Source organism: Crossiella sp. SN42 (genome assembly GCF_023897065.1).
GTDB lineage: Bacteria > Actinomycetota > Actinomycetes > Mycobacteriales > Pseudonocardiaceae > Crossiella.
On sequence record NZ_JAMHIV010000034.1, the window covers coordinates 79,167 to 99,952 of the forward strand.

At 72.1% G+C, this 20,786-nt stretch carries 14 protein-coding genes; 12 read left to right on the forward strand and 2 right to left on the reverse strand.

Annotated features, from left to right (window positions below; genetic code table 11):
* Positions 1–57 precede the first annotated feature (57 nt).
* The 4 genes from M8C13_RS34205 to surE all read left to right on the forward strand — a co-directional run bounded on the left by M8C13_RS34205 (position 58) and on the right by surE (position 5,463).
* Positions 58–2,355 (forward strand): M64 family metallopeptidase, encoded by a 2,298-nt coding sequence (locus tag M8C13_RS34205; protein WP_252484923.1) that lies wholly within the window; start codon positions 58–60, stop codon positions 2,353–2,355.
* Positions 2,356–2,447: 92 nt separating this feature from the next.
* Positions 2,448–3,719, forward strand: a complete 1,272-nt coding sequence (locus tag M8C13_RS34210; RefSeq protein ID WP_252484924.1) for a hypothetical protein — start codon at positions 2,448–2,450, stop codon at positions 3,717–3,719.
* A 50-nt stretch (positions 3,720–3,769) separates the two neighbouring features.
* Complete coding sequence (locus M8C13_RS34215) at positions 3,770–4,705, forward strand: PfkB family carbohydrate kinase (RefSeq protein WP_252484925.1); 936 nt, start codon at positions 3,770–3,772, stop codon at positions 4,703–4,705.
* On the forward strand, positions 4,702–5,463 hold the full coding sequence (surE, locus tag M8C13_RS34220; RefSeq protein ID WP_252484926.1) for a 5'/3'-nucleotidase SurE: 762 nt from the start codon (positions 4,702–4,704) through the stop codon (positions 5,461–5,463). The genes M8C13_RS34215 and surE overlap by 4 nt, the downstream gene beginning before the upstream one ends.
* Before the next feature lie 7 nt (positions 5,464–5,470).
* Here the strand turns inward: surE and M8C13_RS44805 are convergent, their stop codons facing one another.
* Positions 5,471–8,434, reverse strand: coding sequence for a BTAD domain-containing putative transcriptional regulator (locus M8C13_RS44805; protein ID WP_308202887.1), 2,964 nt, complete (start codon positions 8,432–8,434; stop codon positions 5,471–5,473).
* A gap of 85 nt (positions 8,435–8,519) precedes the next feature.
* Between M8C13_RS44805 and M8C13_RS34235 the strand changes: the two genes are divergently transcribed.
* From M8C13_RS34235 to M8C13_RS34260, 6 genes are all read left to right on the forward strand, one after another.
* A complete protein-coding gene (locus tag M8C13_RS34235; RefSeq protein ID WP_374213247.1) occupies positions 8,520–9,404 on the forward strand; it encodes an NAD(P)-dependent oxidoreductase in 885 nt (294 codons plus the stop codon).
* Between the two features lie 59 nt (positions 9,405–9,463).
* Positions 9,464–10,408: a zinc-binding dehydrogenase gene (locus M8C13_RS34240; RefSeq protein WP_252484928.1), complete on the forward strand. Its 945-nt coding sequence runs from the start codon at positions 9,464–9,466 to the stop codon at positions 10,406–10,408.
* Positions 10,405–11,274, forward strand: coding sequence for an LLM class flavin-dependent oxidoreductase (locus M8C13_RS34245; RefSeq protein ID WP_252484929.1), 870 nt, complete (start codon positions 10,405–10,407; stop codon positions 11,272–11,274). Before M8C13_RS34240 ends, M8C13_RS34245 begins: the two co-directional genes overlap by 4 nt.
* Positions 11,275–11,302: 28 nt before the next feature.
* Positions 11,303–12,136, forward strand: a complete 834-nt coding sequence (locus tag M8C13_RS34250; RefSeq protein ID WP_252484930.1) for an SDR family oxidoreductase — start codon at positions 11,303–11,305, stop codon at positions 12,134–12,136.
* A 216-nt stretch (positions 12,137–12,352) separates the two neighbouring features.
* Complete coding sequence (locus M8C13_RS34255; RefSeq protein WP_374213248.1) at positions 12,353–12,982, forward strand: DUF4360 domain-containing protein; 630 nt, start codon at positions 12,353–12,355, stop codon at positions 12,980–12,982.
* Between the two features lie 229 nt (positions 12,983–13,211).
* Positions 13,212–15,338: a cation-translocating P-type ATPase gene (locus M8C13_RS34260; protein ID WP_252484946.1), complete on the forward strand. Its 2,127-nt coding sequence runs from the start codon at positions 13,212–13,214 to the stop codon at positions 15,336–15,338.
* On the opposite strand, the gene M8C13_RS34265 is transcribed toward M8C13_RS34260, so the two are convergent.
* Positions 15,332–16,333, reverse strand: a complete 1,002-nt coding sequence (locus M8C13_RS34265) for a LacI family DNA-binding transcriptional regulator (RefSeq protein ID WP_252484931.1) — start codon at positions 16,331–16,333, stop codon at positions 15,332–15,334. The two genes, M8C13_RS34260 and M8C13_RS34265, sit on opposite strands and share 7 nt — an antisense overlap.
* Before the next feature lie 131 nt (positions 16,334–16,464).
* On the opposite strand from M8C13_RS34265, the gene M8C13_RS34270 reads away from it, so the two are divergent.
* Positions 16,465–19,371, forward strand: coding sequence for a glycosyl hydrolase (locus M8C13_RS34270; protein WP_252484932.1), 2,907 nt, complete (start codon positions 16,465–16,467; stop codon positions 19,369–19,371).
* 184 nt (positions 19,372–19,555) lie between these two features.
* On the forward strand, positions 19,556–20,776 hold the full coding sequence (locus M8C13_RS34275) for an alginate lyase family protein (protein WP_252484933.1): 1,221 nt from the start codon (positions 19,556–19,558) through the stop codon (positions 20,774–20,776).
* Positions 20,777–20,786: the final 10 nt, after the last annotated feature.

Here is a 20,786-nt window from a genome sequence, read left to right on the forward strand (position 1 = left end):
CGGCCTACGACGGTTGGCACTGCGTGGCCCCCGGGAGTGCGATCTAGGCTCCGGGGCATGGTGAGACGAACCGCCGCGCTGCTGGGCGCGCTGGCCCTGGCCGCGAGTGTGCTGCTGGTCGCGGGCCCGGCCCAGGCCGAGGCCACCGCACCGCCGGGCACCGTGGTGCCCGTGCAGGTCACCGGGGACGCGGCCAAGCGGTTCAACCTGGTGATCGTGCCGGACGGCTACGCCAGCGCCGACCTGCCGAAGTTCCGCGAGCACGTGGACAAGCACCTCAACGTGCTGTGGACGATCGAGCCGTTCAAGTCCTACCGCAGCTACCTCAACGTCTACACCGTCGAGATCGCCTCCCCGGAGTCCGGCGTGAGCTGCGACCCCGACATCGGCTCGCCGCGCCGCAACACCCCGCTGCGGATGGCCTTCTGGGGCGGCTGCAACCCCAGCGGCGTGCGCCGCCTGCTCACCGTGGACAACACCGCGGTGAACAACTACGCCAACCTGGTGCCCGGCACCACCGCGGCCAACCGCCAGATCCTGGCCATCGCCAACAGCGACACCTACGGCGGCGCGGGCGGCACCTACGCCACCGCCTCCGGCGGCAACGCGCTGTCCGCGCTGATCACCCCGCACGAGCTGGGCCACTCCCTGGGCGGCTTGCAAGACGAGTACGACTACCTCAACCGGGGAGTCCGCGGCGGCACCTACACCGGCGGCGAACCCGACTCGGCGCACCACACCCTGCTCTCCGAGGCGCAGCTGCGCGAGCAGCGGAAGAAGTGGTGGCGCTGGCTGGGCGAGCCGAGCGAGTCCGGCGGCGTGATCGGCCGGTTCGAGGCCGGGCTGTACCACAGCAAGGGCGTGTGGCGGCCCAGCAAGCACTCCATGATGAAAACCCTCGGCTACTACTTCGACCAGCCCACCCGCGAGGTGATGGTCCAGCGCCTGTCCGCCAAGACCAGCATCCTGCAGGACGGCACCCCCGACACCGCCCCCATCGGCGCGGACCGGATCGTCTGGGTCGAGCCGCTGCACCCGGTCAGCCACAGCCTCGCGGTCAGCTGGACCCTGGACGGAAAACCGTTGTCCACCAACGGCTCCCGCTCGGTCGACCTGGCGAAGCAGAACCTCGCGCCCGGCAAGCACACCCTGGTCGCCACCGTCACCGACCCCACCGAGTTCGTCCGCGACCCGGCCATCCGCGCCTCCGCCGCGCTGACCCGCACCCGCACCTGGACCGTCGACACCAGCCTCACCACCCCGCGCCCGCAGGTCCCGGCCGAGTTCGTCAGCAGCACCCCGACCGACCGGCCGGTCGGCGCCACCGACGTGGTCTACGTGCGGACCACCCGCCCCGCCGCCCAGGAACCCGCGGTCAGCTGGACCCTGGACGGCCGCCCGGTGACCACTTCGGCGGACAACCGCGACCTCGACCTCAAGTCCCTCAAGCTCACCCCCGGCCGGCACACCCTGACCGCGACCACCGGCGCCGCCACCCGCACCTGGACCGTGGACGCCCAGACCCCGGCCACCAGCTTCGAGCTGTCCAAGCCGCTGCTCACCCGGACCTCGCCGACCGGCGACCCGGAGTACGTCTTCAACGCGCCGTTCACCATGCGCCTGAAGGCCACCGACGACACCAAGGGCTTCGTCGTCCCCGAGTTCCGCACCAACGGCGACGGCTGGTTCAACTACTTCGGCTGGCCCACCGACGCCGGCGCGCCGTTCCGCTTCACCCCGGACGGCACCAACATCGACGACCTGGTCTACGGCAAGCTCGGCACCCCCAGGCTCTCCCCGTGGGACGAGGTGCCGCCCGGCTACGGCCGCCACACCATCGAGTACCGCGCCATCGACCCCGCCGGGAACACCGCCACCCCTGGCCGCTTCGCCGTCACCCTGCTCCGCCAGCCCCCGGCCTGCACCGCCACGGTCACCGGCCGCCACCTCGGCCCGCTGACCATCACCACCGGCGTCACCTGCCTGGAGTCGGCCACGGTGACCGGCCCGGTCACGGTCAAGCCCGGCGCGACCCTGGTGGCCACCGAGTCCACCATCACCGGCCCGGTGACCAGCGAGGGCGCGGGCGGTGTGCACCTGCTCAACTCGACCGTGACCGGCCCGGTCACGCTGACCGGCACCACCGGCGACCTGACCGTGGTCGGCGGCCGGATCGTGGGGCCGCTGCGGGTCGAGGGTTCCACGGCGACCGATCGCGGCCCGGTGCTGGCCGGGGTTCAGGTGATCGGCCCGGTGCGGTGCGGCGGGAACGCGACCGCTCCGGACAACCTGGGCGCGCCGATCACCGGAACCGGTCCGGCGACCGGTCAGTGCGCACCGCTGCGCCAGGGGTGACGTTCCGTTCGCGCGGTGTCCCGAAGGAGACTGCCCGCGGCACCTGACGGAGTGGTTCGCCGAGCGCCGGTCCTGCCTAGACTCCCCAGGTCATGGGCAGTTCCCGCAGGGCCGTGCTGGCCGCCACGCTGGGCGTGACGCTCCTCCTCTCCTCGACGCCTGCGGTCGCCGCGCCGCGGGACGACTCGCCGACCGTGGCGCAGGTCCTGGACGGCGTCTTCCACGCCAGTGACGAGGAGCTGGTCAAGGAGCTGGAGATCTCCTGCGAGCAGGGCGAGGCCGACGAACGCTTCTGCCGGATGGACCGCGGTGAGGTGCACGGCCTGCCCCGCCAGCTGAAGCGGGCCGCGGACGAGTTCACCGACCTGTGCCGGGACCTCCCCGAGTGCTCGCAGTCCGGGGCGCAGCCGCGCACCAGGGTGGACATCGCCAAGGCGCTGCGCGCGATCACCACGGCGAGCAAGAACCCGGCCGTGCGCAACCTCAGTTCCCGCGCGGGCGAGTTCGCCGACTTCGCGGGCCGGGTCACCACCGGCGGCGGCGCGCTCACCGCGAACACCGACCGGCTCAAGGAGTACGCCCGGACCGCCATCTACCTCGCCGCCAGCACCGTGCCACCCCTGGGAGACCTGATCGGGCTGGCCGAAGCCGTCGCCGTGGGCGATGTCGAACAGGGCATCACCGCGGTGCTCGGCCTGGCCGCCACCGCGGTCGGACTCGCCTTCCCACCAGCCGGCGCGGCCATCGCGGCCGGCGTGGCGATCTACGGGCTGGCCAAGTTCATGTGGAACTACTACCAGGCGAAGTTCCGCAACTGGTTCACCGACCCGGTCGGCGTCTTCAACCGGACGTTCAGCTCCGGCGCGGACATCAAGTGGACCGAGCACAAGGTCGGCGACCGCACCGCCAACGTGGTGTTCGCCAAGGACAAGCTGGTCGCCACGCAGACCTTGCTGCTGAACTCGAAGTGGAACGAGTACCCGGACGGCCGGAAGCCCGCGACCTACACCCTGCCCCGGAGCCTGCAGCAGATCTTCCAGGTCGCCAACAAGCTCGACTACTTCGAGATCGTGCTGATCGTGTGGCAGGACGAGAAGGCCCACACCGCCGAGTGCGGCCCGATCAAGCAGGGGCACACGCTGGCCTACTGCAAGCTGCTGTCCAGTCCGGTGACCATCTCCGCCGAGCGCAACGCGGTCCTGGAGGTGCGCTACATCCTCAAGGACCCCGCCATCCTCGACCAGAAGTGCCCCACCCGGCCGTGCGTGCTCCCGGTGGCGGCGCAGGACAGCTTCTTCTACGTCGAGAACAGCTCCGGCATCCGGATGCCGGTGTTCGCGCCTTACACGGTGGGCATCGTCTGAGCCCGTCACCTGGCCGAGTGACAGACCTGATCTCCGGGTAACCCGGGTGAGTGACCGGCAACGTAGTAGTCCTCGCGCCCTCGCCCCAGCTCACCGTCACCGTCGAGGCGCTCGACGGCGTCCCCGACATCCACCTGCACCCCGGCGGCCAGGGCGTCTGGCAGGCGCGGATGATGCGCTCGCTCGGGGTTGAGGTGGTGTTGTGCGCGACCGTCGGGGGTGAGACGGGGCGGGTGTTGCGCGGGTTGCTGGACGAAGGTGGCGTGGGGCTGCGGTTGCGGGGGATCGCTGGGCGGAACGGGTGTTATATCCACGACCGGCGCGGCGGGGAGCGGGAGCCGGTGGTGGAGATGCCTGCGGATCCGCTGTCCCGGCACGAGCTCGACGACCTGTACGAGCTGACCCTCACCGAGGCCCTGGAAGCGGGAACCGCGCTGCTCAGCGGGCCCAGCGACGAACGGGTGGTGCCGCACGAGCTGTACCACCGGCTGGCCGCGGACCTGACCCGCAACGGGTGCCAGGTGGTGATCGACCTGGCCGGGGAGCGGTTGGCCACCGCGTTGCGGGGCGGGCCGACCTTCGTCAAGGTGAGTCATGAGGAGCTGATCGAGGACGGGCGGGCCGCCAGTGACGAGCTGACCGAACTCGTCGCGGCGGCGCGCGAGATCGCCGGGCACGGGCCGAGGGCCGTGGTGGTGTCCAGGGCCGCCGAGCCCGCGCTGGCGTTGCTGGACGGGGAGCTGTGCACCGTGCACGTGCCCGCGCTGAACCCGGTGGAGACGCGGGGTGGCGGCGACTCGATGACCGCGGGGTTCACCGCGGAGCTGGCCAGAGGGGAGTCGCTGGCCTCGGCGTTGCGGGTGGGGGCGGCGGCGGGTGCGTTGAACATCGCCCGGCACGGGCTGGGCACCGGGAGCGGAGAGGCCATCGCCTCGCTGGCACAGCGGGTGGAACTCCGGCCGTGGGACGAGAAAGGGAGCGGATGAGCGCGCAGACGGCACTGATCACCAATGACGACGGCATCCTGTCACCGGGGCTGGCCGCGCTGGCCGGACTGGCCGGGCGGAGCGGGCTGGCCACCGTGGTCGCCGCACCGGCCAGCGAGGCCAGCGGCACCAGCGCCGGGCTGACCGCGGCGGAGGACCGGCGGCAGGTGGCGGTGCGGCAACGCAGCCTGGAAGGCCTGGACGTGCCGGGCTACGCGGTGGCCGGGCATCCGGGACTGATCGCGTTGCTGGCGGCCCAGGGCGCCTTCGGTGGGCGGCCGGATGTGGTGCTCTCCGGGGTCAACCGGGGCGCCAACGTCGGGCGCGCGGTGCTGCACTCCGGCACCGTCGGCGCGGCCCTGACCGCGGGGATCAACGGGATCCGGGCGCTGGCGGTGTCCCTGGACGTGGGCATGCGCGCGCCGGAGGAGCACCACTGGGAGACCGCGGTGGAGGTCGCGGGCACGGTGCTGAAGCTGTTGTGGGAGCTGCCACCGGGCAGTGTGCTGAACCTGAACGTGCCCAACGTGCCGGTGGGCAAGCTGGGGCCGCTGCGGCGGGCGAGCCTGGCCGAGCACGGGACCGTGCAGTCGCGGGTGCGGCACCTCGACGGCGGCGGGCTGGAGCTGGTGACGGTGGAGGTCGAGGGGGAGATCGAGGCCGGCAGCGATGTGGCGTTGCTGGCGCAGGGGTGTCCGACGGTGACGCCGCTGTGTTCGGTGGCCGAGGACGCGGGGGTGGTGCTGCCGCTGGACTGAGCGCGCCTCAGGTGGCCGTCAGCCGGGCGGTGATGCGGTCGACGTCGCCGCGTTCCGCTGGTGGCAGGGGCGCGCCGGTGGCGGCCCGGCGGGCCGCGGCCGAGGCGAGCAGTTCGGCGGCCCGATCGTGTTCTCCGGCAAGGGAATGGGCACCGGCCAGGCCTTCCTCGGCCAGGGCGATGGCTCGCGGGTCGCCGCTGGTCTCGGCGGCGGCGCGGGCCAGGGTGTGCCGGGACAGCGCCTCGCCGGGGTGGCCGCGGAGCTCGGCGATGAAGCCCAGTTCGCTGTGTGCGAGGGCGACGCCCGGGGCGTAGTTCACCTGGCGGTGCCAGGCCAGCACGCCGGTGAGCAGGGTGTGCGCGGTGGCCAGGTCGCCGGTGCGGCGGGCGCCCAGGGCCAGGCCCAGCTCGGCGTGGATGACACCGGCCTGGTAGCCGTGTTCGGCGGCCAGGCGGCGGGCCTGGCGGTGCCGGGACTCGGCGCGGGCGTGGTGGCTGGCGAGCAGGTCCAGGCGGGCCAGGCCGGTGAGCTGGTCGGCGGCGTCGGTCCAGAACTCGTTGGCCTGGGCCAGTTCCAGCGCCGCGGTGCGCAGCTCGGTGGCCAGCGCGTAGTCGCCGGTGATCTCGGCGACGGCGGAGCGGGCGTACCCGGCCAGCGAGCGGCCCCAGGTGTCGCCGAGGGTGGTGAACAGCGCCAGGGACTCGGTGGACTGGGTGGTGGCGGTGGCCAGGTCGCCGCGCATGACCGCCTGCAGCGCGGTGGTGGCCAGGACCGCCGCGCGCAGCCACGGGTCCATTGTGGACACTCCGGCCAGGCGGGTGGCGCCCGCGGTCAGGTCGCCGCCGGTGTAGTGGAGCGAGAAGGCCTGGAACCAGGTGGCTTCGGCGTCCACTGTGGACTGTTCGGTCAGCTCGCGGCGGGCGTTCGGGTCCGCGCCGCCGCGGCGGAGCAGGGTGATGCCGGTCAGCCAGGCGGCGACGGTGTCCCGCAACGGGTGTGCGCCCGGCACGGACAGGGCGAGGCGGAGCTGGCGTTCGGCCTCGCTGAGCCGGCCGCGCAGGTACCAGTACCAGACCAGGGCCCGGACCAGGCGCAGGGCGCGGTCGGTGTCGGCGTTGTGCACCGCGGTGTCCAGGGCGCGGCGCAGGTTCGCCGACTCGCGGTCCAGGCGGGACAGCCAGTCGCGCTGGCGGTGGTCGCGCAGCTGGGCGGCTTCGGCCAGGTCCAGGTAGTGGGTGAGGTGGCGGTCGCGGAGCTGGGGGAGCTCGCCGGCGTCGGTGAGCCGGGTGCGGGCGTAGTCGGCGATGGACTCCAGGAGCCGGTAGCGCGGGCCCTCGGCGACCAGGACCAGGGAGCGGTCCACCAGGCGGGCCAGCAGGTCGAGGATCTCCGGCCCGGTGAGCGGGTCGGCGGCGGAGACCGCTTCGGCGGCGGCCAGGGTGCAGCCTTCGGCGTGGATGGCCAGGCGGCGCAACAGGATCCGCTCCGGTTCGGTGAGCAGGTCCCAGCTCCAGTCGATCACCGCGCGCAGCGTGCGCTGGCGTGGCGGGGCGAGCCGGCCGCCGGTGGTGAGCAGCCGGAATCGATCGTCCACTCTGGACAGCAGCTCGGTCAGGCCCAGCACCCGCAACCGGGGTGCGGCCAGTTCCAGGGCCAGTGGCAGGCCGTCCAGGCGCAGGCACAGCGCGGCCAGGGTGTCCGGGTCGGCGGTGCTGAGGTCCGCGCCCGCGGCCTCGGCGCGCTGGGTGAGCAGGCGGACCGCGTCGGCGGGAGCCAGTGGCGGCACGGCTTCCAGGCGTTCGCCGGGGACGCCGAGGGGTTCGCGGCTGGTGGCGAGCACGCGCAGCTCGGGGGCGGCGCGCAGCAGCCGGGCGATGAGGCCGGCGGCCGGGGCGAGCACGTGTTCGCAGTTGTCCAGCACCAGCAGCAGCCGCTGGTCGCGCAGCGCGGTGGCCAGGTCGGCGCCGGGGTCGGCGCGGATGTGCAGGGCGCCGGCCACCGACTCGGCGAGCTCGGCCTGCCCCGCGGTGCCGGGGTGGCCGGACAGGTCGACCAGCCACGCGCCGTCCGGGAACTCCGGCCCCGTCTCGGCGGCGGCCAGCGCGAGGCTGGTCTTGCCCACGCCGCCGGGGCCGGTGAGCGTGACCAGGCGGTGCCGGGTGAGCAGGCCGCGGACCGCGCGCACGGCGTGCTCGCGGCCGATCAGCTCGGTGAGCGCGGCAGGCAGGTTGCCGCGCGGGCGGACCGCCACCCGCAGTCCCGGGTCCTGGCGCAGCATCGACTCGTGCAGCGCGGCCAGCTCCGGCCCTGGGTCCGCGCCCAGCTCCTCGGCCAGCCGCTCACGCAGTTCGGCGTAGGCGGTCAGCGCCTCGGCCTGCCGTCCGGCCAGGTACAGCGCGCGCAGCTGCACCGCGCGCAGCCGCTCCCGCAGCGGATGCCGGGCCACCAGGTCACCGACGGCGGCCAGGGCCTCGGCGGGCTCGCCCAGCGCCAGCCGCGTCTCGCCGAGCAGCTCGACCGCTGCCAGGCGGCGTTCGGCCAGGCCGTGTGCCACCGGGCGGGCGAAGTCCTCGTCGGCGAACTCGGCGAAGGCCGGTCCCCGCCACAGGTCCAGCGCGCTCACCAGCAGCTCGGCCCGCTCGCGCGGTGGCGCGTCCCCGGCCGCGGTCAGCAGGGCGGTGAAGCGGTCGGCGTCGGTATCGGCGCGCAGCCGGTATCCGGCCGGGCCGGACTCCACCAGGTCCCGGCCGATGGCCCGCCGCAGCCGGGAGACCTTGGTCTGCAGCGCGCCCAGCGGGTTCGCCGGGACCGCGTCGCCCCACAGGTCCAGCACCAGCCGGTCCGCCGGGACCGGCCGCCCGCCGCGGGCCAGCAGCGCGGCCAGCAGCAGGCGCACCTTCGCCTCCTGGACCGGCGCCGGTGTGCCCTGCGCCGTCCACGCGGTCAGCGGACCGAGCACCCCGAATCGCACCCCGACACCCTAACCGCCAGCGAACCACCAGCAGACCGAAAGCGCAGGCGAGCACGCTGATCACATCAACCGCAGCGATCAAGGAGTGATCATCGTGACCAGCGACAAGACCCCGGTCAGCATCATCGGCCTCGGCCGCCTCGGCGCGGCCATCGCGGAGACCTTCCTGTCCAACGGGCACCCCGTGACGGTGTGGAACCGCTCGTCGGCGAAGGCCGAGGCACTGGCGGCCAAGGGGGCGACCGTGGCGGGCTCGGTCGCTGAGGCGGTGCGGGCCAGTCCGCTGGTGCTGACCGTGGTGCTCGACCACGCCGCCGTGCGCGACCTGCTCGACCCGGTCGCCGAGGACCTGCGCGGGCGCACCCTGCTCAACATCAGCTCCAGCGCCCCCGAGGAGATCCGCGCGCTGGCAGGGTGGGCCGACGGCCACGGCGCGGACTACCTGGACGGCGCGGTGATGGCCGTGCCCGCGGCCATCGGCACCCCGGACGCCCAGGTGCTCTACAGCGGATCCCGCGCCGCCTTCGACCACTTCGGCGCACAGCTCGGCGTGCTCGGCGCGGCCCGCTACCTGGCCGAGGACCCCGGGGTGGCCGAGCTGTACAGCTACGCCCTGCTCAGCGCCGGGTACGGCACCATCTTCGGCTTCCTGCACGGCGCGGCCATGCTGGACTCCGCGGGAGTGCGCCCGACCGAGTTCCTGGGCATGGCGGTGCCCTGGCTCAACGGCATGATCGCCTTCCTCAGCGACCTGGCCAGGGAGGCCGAGACCAAGGACTACGCGGGCGGCGACTCCAGCCTGGAGATCAACCTGGCCGCGCTGGCCAACATCGTGGTCACCAGCCGCTCCGCCGGGGTCGATCCCGGGCTGCATGTGCCGCTGCTGGAGCTGGTGCGCGGCCTGGTCGAGCAGGGGCGCGGCGCGGACAGCGCGTCCAGTGTGTTCGAAGTCATGCGCGCCAGGGGTTGACCTCCAGTTAGCTGGAGCTTGTTTGCTCAGGCGGCAAGACCTACTGAGGGGACAAGGACATGCGTGCGGTGTGGTTGCGGGAGTTCGGCGGGCCGGAGGTGCTCGCCCTCGGCGAGGCCCCTGATCCGGTGCCCGGCGAGGGACAGGTGCTGATCGAGGTGGCCTACGCCAACATCACCTTCGTGGAGACCCAGTTCCGGGCGGGCGGCCAGAGCCCGTTCCGGGTGGAACTGCCAGTCATCCCGGGCAACGGCGTCGGCGGCACGGTGCTGGCCACCGGCCCCGGCGTCGACCCAGAGCTGGCAGGGGCCAAGGTGATCAGCAGCCTGAGCGGGACCGGCGGGTACGCCGAGCTCGCGGTCGCCTCGGCCGAGACCCTGCACCGGGTGCCGGAGGGGCTGCCCTTGGACGCGGCGGTCGCGCTGCTGGCCGACGGGCGCACCGCGGCCATGCTGCTCGGCGCGGTCGCGGTCGAACCGGGAGAGCGGGTGCTGGTCGAGGCCGCCGCCGGTGGGGTCGGCTCGCTGCTGGTGCAGCTGGCCACCGCGGCCGGGGCCACCGTGGTCGCGGCCGCGGGCGGTGCGCGCAAGACCGAGCTGGCCGCCTCGCTGGGCGCGGCCGAGGTGGTGGACTACACCGAACCTGGCTGGACCGAGCGGGCGGGCCGGGTGGACGTGGTCTTCGACGGGGTGGGCGGCGAGATCGGCCGGGCCGCTTTCGAGCTGCTCGGCCCCGGCGGCCGGATGATCAGCTACGGGCTGGCCAGCGGCGAGTGGACCGGCATCCCGGAGGAGACCGCCGCCGAACGTGGCGTCACGCTGGTGTCCTTGCGCCCCAACCCCGAACTGGTCCGCGAAGCCACCCGCCACGTGCTCGCCGAGGCCGCGGCCGGGCGGCTGCGACCGGTGATCGGACAGCGCTTCCCGCTGGCCGGGGCGGCTGCCGCGCACGCGGCCATCGCCAGTCGCGGCACCATCGGCAAGACCCTGCTGGAGGTCCGGTGAAGATCGGCGTTCAACTGCCCTCCTTCGGGGTCGACCCCTCGGCCACCGCGGCCGAGCACGCCCGGCACGCCGAGGGCCTGGGCCTGGAGTCGGTGTGGACCGGCGACCACCTCATCCCCGCCCTGCCCTACCTGGACAGCACCCTGGTCCAGGCCACCGTGGCCGCCGGCACCAGCCGCATCAAGCTCGGCTTCGGCGTCATGATCCCCGCCCTGCGCGGCGCGGCCTGGGCGGCCAAGCAGATCGCCACCCTGCAACACCTCTCCGGCGACCGGCTGATCGTCGGCATCGGCAGCGGCGGCGACCCGCACGGCGACGCGGCCTGGCGCGCGGTCGGCGTGCCCTACCGCGAACGCGGCAAACGCACCGACGCGGTGCTGGCCGTGCTGCCCGACCTGGTGGCGGGCCGGGAGGCGGCCATCGACGGCGAGGTGGTCCGGCTGTCCCCACCGGCCACCGTGCCACCGCTGCTGATCGGGGGTTCCGGACCGGTGGCCTGGCGGCGGATCCAGCGGCTCGGCGCGGGCTGGTACCCGGCGTTCGTGCCGCCCTCGGTGGTCGCCGACGGCATCCGGCAGCTGCGCGAGCTCGGCATCGAAGCCCCGGTGACCGTGGGCGTCAGCGTCGGGCTCGGGCCACTCGAACAGTCCATTGTGGACGATCGGGTGCGCGGGCTGGCCGACTACGGCATGGGTGAGGAGCAAGCCCGCAAGGCGCTGGTGACCGGATCCCCGGCGCAGGCAGCCGAACAGCTGGCCGCCTTCGCCGAGGCGGGTGCGGAGCGGGTGGTGGCGATGCCGTTCCCGGCCGACCGTTTCCAGCAGCGCGAGTTGCTGGCCGAGGCCGCGAAACAGCTGGGGGCATGAGCCGGAGCTGAGCGGGTAGCCGGGGCACATGACGGAACCACATCCCGTCGCCCCGCTGCCCGCCGCGGCCGGGCGACCCCGCACCGCCGTGATCACCGGCTCCGACTCCGGCATCGGCCGCGCCACCGCGGTCGCGCTGGCCGGCGGTGGCCTGGACATCGGCATCACCTACCACCAGGACGAACAGGGCGCCCAGGACACCGCCCGCGAGGTCGTCGAACGCGGCGCGCGGGCGGTGATCCGGCGGCTGGACCTCGGCGACCTGCCCGCCTCCGTGGACGCCATCGACGAGCTGGCCGAGGAGCTCGGCGGCATCGACGTGCTGGTCAACTGCGCGGGCACCGGCACCGCCGAACCCGCGCTGGAGATGGACTTCGCCACTTGGCGGCACGTGCTCTCGGTGGACCTGGACGGCGCTTTCCTGTGCGCCCAGCGGGCCGCCCGGCACATGATCGAGGCCGGCCGCGGCGGCCGGGTGATCATGGTGACCAGCGTGCACGAGCACCAGCCCAGGGTCGGCGCGGCCCCCTACTGCGCGGCCAAGGCCGGGCTCGGCATGCTGGCCAAGACCTTCGCGCTGGAACTGGCCGAGCACCACATCACGGTCAACTCGGTGGCCCCGGGGGAGATCTCCACCGCGATGACCGGTCAAGAGGACGCCGACCCGACCGAACAGCGCAGGCCGGGAGTGCCGCTGGGGCGGACCGGCCACGCCGCCGAGGTCGCCTCGGTGATCGCGTTCCTGGCCACCCCGGCCGCCGGTTACGTCACCGGGGCCTCGTTCGCAGTCGACGGCGGACTGCTGCTGATGGGCGCGCAGGCGGGCACCGCGCTGGAGTCGGACAGTTGGCGGCGCGTGTAGCCAAGTTTTCCTTGGCAGCAGAGAATGCAGTCGCATACAATGAGTCCTGAAACCATTCGCGGCTGATGGGTTCATGGGCACATGGGATCCCCAAATGTGATCTCAGTCGATCGCACTATTTTCGCGGTTGCCCCATACGGCCGCTGTTGAATACTCCCGTTTACGATATCGTGGGTCGCCGTCGTCGATAAATTGAGACGATTGGGAAGGGATTCCATGATTACCATGCTGGCCGCGGCTGGAATGGCTTTTTCCCTGCTTGCCTCTCCGGTTCCGGCGGCCGAATCAGCCCCGCCGGACAGGGTGACAGTCGAGGTGATCACGGCGAACGGATCGGGTTGCCCGCCCGGCACGTCCGCCGTGGCCGTCGCGCACGACAAGACCGCGTTTACCGTGACCTACAGCGACTATCTCGCTCAGGTCGGGGTGGGCGCGAAACCGACCGATGTTCGAAAGAACTGTCAGCTCGCCCTGCGCATCCACTACCCGCACGGCTTCAGCTACGCGATCCAGAAAGCGGATTACCGGGGTTACGCGAATCTCCAAGCGGGGGCGCGCGGACTCCAGCGAGCGAACTACTACTTCCAGGGAATGTCGGCCACCGAGTCGCGGAGCCATTGGTTCAACGGCCCCTACGCCGACAGCTGGCAGGCGACCGACACCTCCGAAGGGCCCAACTTGGTCTACGCCCCCTGCGGCGAGACCAGGAACCTGAACGTCAACACCGAGCTGCGCGTGCAGGCGGGATCCTCGAATCCGTCGACCACGACCAGCTTTATGACGATGGACTCCACGGATGGCAGCATTCGCACCACCTACCACTTCTCCTGGAAGCGGTGCGACTAGCGCATTCTAGGGTGGCTCAGGTCACAGGGGGGAACCGGGTGGACCAGATGACCGACCTGACTGGCGTGGTCGGCTCCGCTGCGGTGCGTTCGCGCACCGTCTCGCGGGGCCGGCCAGCGTCCACAGCAGACGGCGGCGTCCCCTGGAGTGTGCAGTGCAGCAGAGTGTCGCGACCGGCGCGACCGAGACCCCGGAGCGACTGAGCACGGTCGAGCTGGCCCTGTCCGGCATGACCTGTGCGGCCTGCGCGGCCCGGATCGAACGCAAGCTCAACAAGATCGACGGCGTGCACGCCGTGGTCAACTACGCCACCGAGCGTGCCTCGGTGTCCTTCCCTTCCACCATCGATGTCACCCGCCTGGTCCAGGCGGTCGCCGCCGCCGGTTACACCGCGCACGAGGTCCGCCAGACGACGGCATCCGACGGACCGGACCCGGTGCGCGCGCTGTGGCGCAGGCTGGTCGTGTCGGTGCTGCTCACCTTCCCGCTCGCCGACCTCGCACTGGCCATGGCCTGGGTGCCGTGGCTGCGGTTCCCCGGCTGGCAGTGGGTCTGCCTCGCGCTCGCGGCCCCGGTGGTGCTGTGGGCGGCGCTGCCCTTCCACCGGGCCGCGCTGCGCAACGCCCGGCACGGCGCGGCCTCGATGGACACACTGGTCTCGCTGGGGGTGCTCAGCGCCTTCGGCTGGTCGACCTACGCGATGTTCAGCACCACGGTCACCGGCGGCATCTACCTGGAGGTCGCCGCCGGGGTGACCACCTTCCTGATCGCCGGTCGCTACTTCGAGGCCCGCGCCCGCCGGATGGCCGGGGACGCGCTGCGCTCGCTTTCCCTGCTCGCGGCGAAGGATGTTCTGTTGCTGCGCAAGGGGAAAGAGGTCCGGGTCCCGGTCGGGCAGCTGGTGGTCGGGGACCTGTTCGCGGTGCCGCCGGGGGAGAAGATCGCCACCGACGGCGTGGTGGAGTCCGGGCGCTCGGTGGTGGACCTGAGCATGGTCACCGGCGAGTCGGTGCCGGTGGAGGTGCAGACCGGCGCGCAGGTCATCGGCGGCACCATCTCGCACAGCGGCAGGCTCGTGGTGCGCGCCACCGGCGTCGGCGCGGACACCCAGCTGGCCAGGATGACCGCGCTGGTGGAACAGGCCCAGGCAGGCAAGTCCGGCGCACAGCGGCTGGCCGACCGGGTGGCCGGGGTGTTCGTGCCGGTGGTGCTGGTGCTGGCCGCGCTCACCCTGGCGGCCTGGCTGCTCGCGGGCTCTTCCGCGGAGTCCGCGTTCGGGGCCGCGCTGGCCGTGCTGATCATCGCCTGCCCGTGCGCGCTGGGCCTGGCCACGCCGACCGCGCTGCTGGTGGCCACCGGCCGCGGCGCGCAGCTGGGCATCCTGCTGCGCGGGGCCCAGGCGCTGGAGCAGACCAGGGCGGTGGACACCGTGCTGCTGGACAAGACCGGCACCGTCACCACCGGCCGGATGTCGCTGGCCGAGACGCATTCCACCGGCGAGCGGGCCGAGCTGCTGCGCTACGCCGGTGCGGTGGAGGCCGCCTCCGAGCACGCCATCGCCGCCGCGATCACCACCGCGGCCCGCGCCGAGCTCGGCGCCCTGCCCGAGGTCACTGATTTCGCCGCCTTGCCCGGCCTCGGCGCCACCGGCCGGGTGGACGGGGTGGAAATCCTCATCGGCCGGCCGCTGCTGTTCACCGAACGCGGCTGGCGCGTGGACGCGGAATTGCGCGAGCGGTGCGCGGAATGGGAAAAGCTGGGCCGCACCGTGGTGGTGGCCGGTTGGGACGGCGCGGCGCGGGGACTGCTCGCGGTGCTGGACACGGTGAAGGAGTCCGCACCCGCCGCGGTCCGCGCCCTGCGCGCACTGGGCCTGACTCCGGTGCTGCTCACCGGCGACAACGAGAGCACCGCCCGCGCGGTGGCCGAGGCGGTGGGCATCGAGGAGGTGCACGCCGGGGTGCTGCCGCAGGGCAAGGTGGAGGTGGTGCGCGCGTTGCAGGCGCAGGGCCGCCGGGTGGCCATGGTCGGCGACGGTGTCAACGACGGCCCCGCGCTGGCCGCGGCCGACCTGGCCATGGCCATGGGCACCGGCGCGGACGTGGCCCTGCACGCCGCCGACCTGATCCTGGTGCGGGACAACCTGATCGCGGTGCCGGACGCGATCAGGCTGGCCCGCGCGACCTTGAACACCATCCGCGGCAACCTGTGGTGGGCCTTCGGCTACAACGTGGCCGCGCTGCCGGTGGCCGCGCTCGGGCTGCTCAACCCGCTGATCGCCGGGGCCGCGATGGCGCTGTCCTCGGCGTTCGTGGTGTCCAACAGCATGCGGCTGCGCAAGTTCGGCGGTCAGTAGCCGTCGCGTCCCGGCGGTGCGGTGGAGGCGCGCACCACGAGCTCGGCGGTGAAGCCGGGCGGCTGGACCTCCGCGCCGTCCAGCAGGCCCAGCACCGCGCGCGCCGCCGCCTGCCCCATCTCCCTGGCGGGCTGGCGGATCGTGGTCAGCGGCGGCACCGCGTAGCGCACGCTGGGCAGGTCGTCGAAGCCCACCAGGGACACGTCTTCCGGCACCCGCAGCCCGCGTTCGGACAGCGCCAGCCGGGCGCCCATGGCCACCTGGTCGTTGGCCGCGACCAGGGCGGTGCACCGGATCCCGTTGTCCAGCAACCGATGGGTGGCCCGGCGGCCGTCGTCCTCGTGGTAGCCGCCGGGGATGGTGCGCGGGGTGAGACCGGCGGCGGTCATGGTGTCCCGGTAGCCGTGCAGGCGTTCCTCGGTGTCGGGCTGGCCGGACTCGCCGGTGATGTGCGCGATCTCCTTGTGCCCCAACGAGATCAGGTGTTCGGTGGCCAGACGGGCACCGTAGTGGTTGTCCAGGGTGATGGCCAGCTTGCCCGGGCCGGCGCGCAGCACGGTGACCAGCGGGAGGTCGCCGGTGACGGCCAGCAGATCCGCGCCGGGCAGGCGGCCGCCGAGCACGATCAGCGCGTCGGCCTGGCGCTGCACCAGGTGTTCCAGCGCGCGGCGCTCGGTCTCGGTGTGGAAGGCGCCGCTGGCGAAGAGGGCCTGGTAGCCCAGTCCGTGCAGCTCGGCCTCCACCCCGGCCATGATCAGGCCGTAGAGCGGGCTGGCCAGGTCGGGGGTGAGCACACCGACGGTGAAGGTGCGGCCCCAGGCCAGGCCCTTGGCCATCAGGTTCGGGCGGTAGCTCAGCTCGGCCATCGCGGTCAGCACGGCGTCCCGCTTGTCCGGGGCGACCACCGCGTTGCCGGTCAGCACCCTGGACACGGTCGCCTTGGACACCCCGGCCCGCGCCGCGATGTCCGTGATCGTCGCCTTCCTGCCCGCCACCGGCCCACCCTTCCCGATCGCCGGAACGTTGACCGCCCCTGTGACGGATGTTACATTCCCGAAACCCTGTTGAAACCGGTTTCAAGCTAGGCCACCCCCATCCCAGCCCTCCACCCCTGCTCGGAGGAAAGATGAGCCTGCTCAGTCGTGGGCTGGCCGCGGCCACTGCGGTCCTCACGCTCGGTGTGTTAGTCCCGCTGGCCGTCACGGTCGGCTCCGGTCAGGCCAGCGCCGAACCCATCGGCGCGGGCAGCTACACCACGACGTTGCCCGCCGGGGCCAAGCTGCCCACCGCCTGCGGCGAGATCCCGCGCAACCCGCGCCAGTACGTCACCGGCAACGCCCCCACCGGCGCGGTGCCGACCAACGACTGGTGGTCCTCGCTGATCTTCAAGCGGAACGACTGCGCCTACTCCGACAACCTGATGGCGCACCCGTTCTCCTTCAACACCAGCGCGAACGGCCTCGGCGTCGACTACGCCACCAACGTCACCGTCAGCGGCACGGCCACCGGCGTCGGCGAGTACCACTACCCGTACTCCACCGACTTCACCCTCGGCGTGACCGGCCTGAACTCCCCGGATGTCAAGGTGGACGGCTGGACCGACTGGACGGTCAGCCCCTACTTCAGCGACGGCGCGCGCACCCTGCGCACCACCATCGGGCACGGCCTGCCCTTCGTCTACGCCAAGGTCACCGGCGGGGACGCGCGGCTGGGCTTCGGAGCCGCGCCGACCGTGTGGTCGAACAGCGGGGCGACCATCGGGTTCAGCGTGGACGGACACGACTACGTGGCCTACGCGCCGAGCGGATCGAGCTGGCACGTCGGCGGCAACGCGATCACGTCCTCGTTGGCGGGCAAGGGATTCTTCTCCGTGGCGGTGCTGCCGACGACTCCGGCCAGCAGTGCCGCGGACCGGCAGGCGCTGCTGAGCTCCTACGGCCGCCACGCGCACGCCCACGTCACCGGCACCAGGGTCGAATGGGCCTACGACCAGGCGGCCAGCACGGTGCGGGCCACCTACCGGCTGACCACCCAGGCCATGGAGGGCGGCCAGAGCGGCGCGGTGGTCGCGCTGTACCCGCACCAGTGGCACAACCTCAGCGGCTCGACGCCGATCGCGCAGACCTACGTCTCACCACGGGGTCAGCTGAAGACCTTGGTCGGCGCATCGGCGTTCACCACCGCGATCCGCTACCACGGTGTGCTGCCCGAACTGCCCCAGGTCGGCATGACCGGCGGCGACCTGGCCACGCTGAACGGCTACCTCAACGAGGCGGGCGGCGGTGACCCGTTCGCCGGGTTCAACAACGACACCTACTGGACCGGCAAGGCGCTCGGCCGGGCGGCGCGGATGATCGAGATCGCCGACCAGGTGGGCAACCTGGCGGTGCGGGACAAGCTGATCGGTGCGGTCCGCACCCGGCTGACCGACTGGTTCACCGCGCCCAACGGCAAGAGCGAGCGGGTCTTCTACTACAACCGCAACTGGGGTTCGCTGGTCGGCTTCCCGGCCTCCTTCGGCTCCGACACCGACCTCAACGACCACCACTTCCACTACGGCTACTACATCGCCGCCGCGGCCACCCTGGCCAAGTTCGACCCGGCCTGGGCCTCGCCCAGCCAGTACGGCGGCATGGTCAACCTGCTCATCCGGGACGCCAACGGGTTCAACCGCAACGACGCCATGTTCCCGTTCCTGCGCGACTTCGACATCTACGCCGGGCACGACTGGGCGGCCGGGCACGGCGCGTTCTTCGCCGGGAACAACCAGGAGTCCAGCTCCGAGGGCATGAACTTCGCCAACGCGGTGATCCAGTGGGGCCTGGCCACCGGGGACACCGCGGCGCGCGATGCCGGGCTGTTCATGTACACCACCCAGGGCGAGGCGATCAAGGAGTACTGGTTCGACAACCGGGACACCAACTTCCCCAGCGCCTTCCAGCACTCCACGGTGGGCATGGTGTGGGGCGACGGCGGCGCGTACTCCACCTGGTTCAGCGCCGAGCCGGAGATGATCCAGGGCATCAACATGCTGCCGATCACCGGCGGATCCCTGTACCTGGGCCATGATCCGGCCTACATCGACCGCAACCTGCGCGAGCTGGTGACCAACAACGGCGGCCCGCCGACGGTGTGGCGGGACATCATCTGGTCCTTCCAGGCACTGTCCACACCAGACACCGCGCTGGCCGAGTTCCGCGCGGGCAGCTACACCGTGGAGGAGGGCGAGAGCAAGGCCCGCACCTTCCAGTGGCTGCGCAACCTCAGCTCGCTCGGCCAGGTCGACCGCTCGGTCACCGCGAACCACCCGCTGCACGCGGTCTTCACCCGCAACGGCGCGAAGACCTACGTGGCGGCCAACATCGGCAATCAGCCGATCACGGTGACCTTCTCCAACGGCACCACGCTCACCGTCGGCGCGGGCAAGACCGCGACCACCGGCGCGATCACCTGGAGCGGCGGCAACGGCTCCGGCGGCCAGCCCACCTCCAGCAGCACCAGCCCGACCACCACCACGACGACCACCGGGCCGCCGCCGATCAAGGCCAACCGGTTCTTCGTCAACAACCCCGGCGCGCTGTCGGCCGCGGAGTCCACCGGCGCGCGCAGCGACACCATCGCCGGGGCCGGCGGCGGCAACAACGACGGCGCACCGCGCAACCCGCAGACCTACACCGCCTGCGGCCTCTCCGGCACGCACGATCCGGCCCGGCAGACCGGCTTCAGCCTCTACGTCGACTCCGGCGCCAGCGTGGCCAACGCGGTGCAGGCGCGGGTCTCCTACGACTTCACCGGCTCCGGGAGTTATGGCCGGGTGGAGACCTACCGCTATTTCGCCACCGATCCGGTGACCGGGTGGGAGAACTACACCGCGGGCGCGCTGCATTCCAGTTCCGGGTCATTTGCCGAACTGCGCAATGGCTGTGTCCGGCTGGAGGTGTGGAGCGCGATCGGCACCGGGTCAACCTCGTTGCGGGTCAACGCTTCCGCGAGTCAGGGCCAGCAGTCGGTGCTGACAATTCCGTTCCACTGAACTGACGGATCATCCCCCGGTTCACAAGCGTGAAAATTCATGCTTGTGAACCGGGGGATGCCTCTTTTCAGGTGTTTGCGAATACCGGCGTATTGACCTCAGGTGGTCTGGACCACACCATCGTTTGCGTTCACCGCGCTTCACGCCGCGACGCGCAACCGGGTACCCATCCCTGAGGAGACCGATGACAACCCTGCATCGACGCGGGATCGTCCTCACCGCGCTCGCCGCCGCCACCGCCCTGTTCGCAGGCGCTTCGCCCACTTCCGCCGATCCGGCCCCCGCACCGGCAGCCACCCCCGCCGCGGCCCCGCCCACTTTCACCCACCCCGGGGTGTACGTGAGCCGGGGACAGCTGGACTTCGTGCGCGGCAAGGTGCAGGCGGGCGCGCAACCCTGGAAGGCAGCCTATGACCAGATGAACGCCCACGGCCTGGCCTCGTTGTCCCGCAACCCGAAACCGCGGGCGGTGGTGGAGTGCGGTCCGTACTCCAACCCCAACAACGGGTGCACCGATGAGCGCCAGGACGCCATCGCGGCCTTCACCAACGCGCTGAACTGGTACCTCACCAGGGACCAGCGCTATGCGAACAAGGCGATCCAGCTGATGGACGCCTGGTCGGCCACCATCAGGGACCACACCAACAGCAACGCCCCGCTGCAGACCGCATGGGCCGGGGTGTCCTGGGCCAAGGCCGCGGAGATCATCCGGCACACCGGCGGCGGCTGGTCAGCGGAGGGTGTCACCCGGTTCAGCACCATGCTGCGCAACGTCTACCTGCCCAGGGTGATCAACGGGACCGCCACCAGTAACGGCAACTGGGAGCTCACCATGATGGAGGCCGCGATCGGCATCGCGGTGTTCCTGGAGGACCGCGGGGCCTACGACCGCGCGGTGACCAAGTTCCGCCAGCGGGTGCCCGCCTTCCTCTACGTCAGCAGTGACGGCGCCTACGCCAAGGGCCCGGCAGGCAGCGGCATCGACACCCGCGAGGAGATCGTGCGGTACTGGCACAACCAGAACACCTTCGTGGACGGGCTGAGCCAGGAGACCTGCCGCGACTTCACCCACACCGGCTACGGCCTGGCCAGCATCGCCAACTTCGCCGAGACCACCCGGCACCAGGGCCAGGACCTCTACCCGGAGATCGCGGACCGGCTGCGGCACGCGCTGGGCTTCCACGCCAAGTACGAGCTGGGCGAACCCGCGCCGGGCTGGCTGTGCGGCGGCAGCATCAAGCGTGGCCTCGGCCCGGTCACCGAGGTCGGCTACAACGCGCTGGCCAACCGGATGGGCCACAGCATGGCCAACACCCAGCGCCTGGTGGAGTCCCGGCGCCCGCACGGCACGAACATCCTCTTCGTCGCCTGGCAGACCCTCACCCACGCCGGCAACCCGGCCTGACCCGGCATCC

Coding starts and splice junctions, on each gene's coding strand:
- M8C13_RS34205 (WP_252484923.1), top strand. CDS start 58: ATGGTGAGACGAACCGCCGCGCTGCTGGGCGCGCTGGCCCTGGCCGCG.
- M8C13_RS34210 (WP_252484924.1), top strand. CDS start 2,448: ATGGGCAGTTCCCGCAGGGCCGTGCTGGCCGCCACGCTGGGCGTGACG.
- surE (WP_252484926.1), top strand. CDS start 4,702: ATGAGCGCGCAGACGGCACTGATCACCAATGACGACGGCATCCTGTCA.
- M8C13_RS34240 (WP_252484928.1), top strand. CDS start 9,464: ATGCGTGCGGTGTGGTTGCGGGAGTTCGGCGGGCCGGAGGTGCTCGCC.
- M8C13_RS34250 (WP_252484930.1), top strand. CDS start 11,303: ATGACGGAACCACATCCCGTCGCCCCGCTGCCCGCCGCGGCCGGGCGA.
- M8C13_RS34255 (WP_374213248.1), top strand. CDS start 12,353: ATGATTACCATGCTGGCCGCGGCTGGAATGGCTTTTTCCCTGCTTGCC.
- M8C13_RS34260 (WP_252484946.1), top strand. CDS start 13,212: ATGACCTGTGCGGCCTGCGCGGCCCGGATCGAACGCAAGCTCAACAAG.
- M8C13_RS34270 (WP_252484932.1), top strand. CDS start 16,465: ATGAGCCTGCTCAGTCGTGGGCTGGCCGCGGCCACTGCGGTCCTCACG.
- M8C13_RS34275 (WP_252484933.1), top strand. CDS start 19,556: ATGACAACCCTGCATCGACGCGGGATCGTCCTCACCGCGCTCGCCGCC.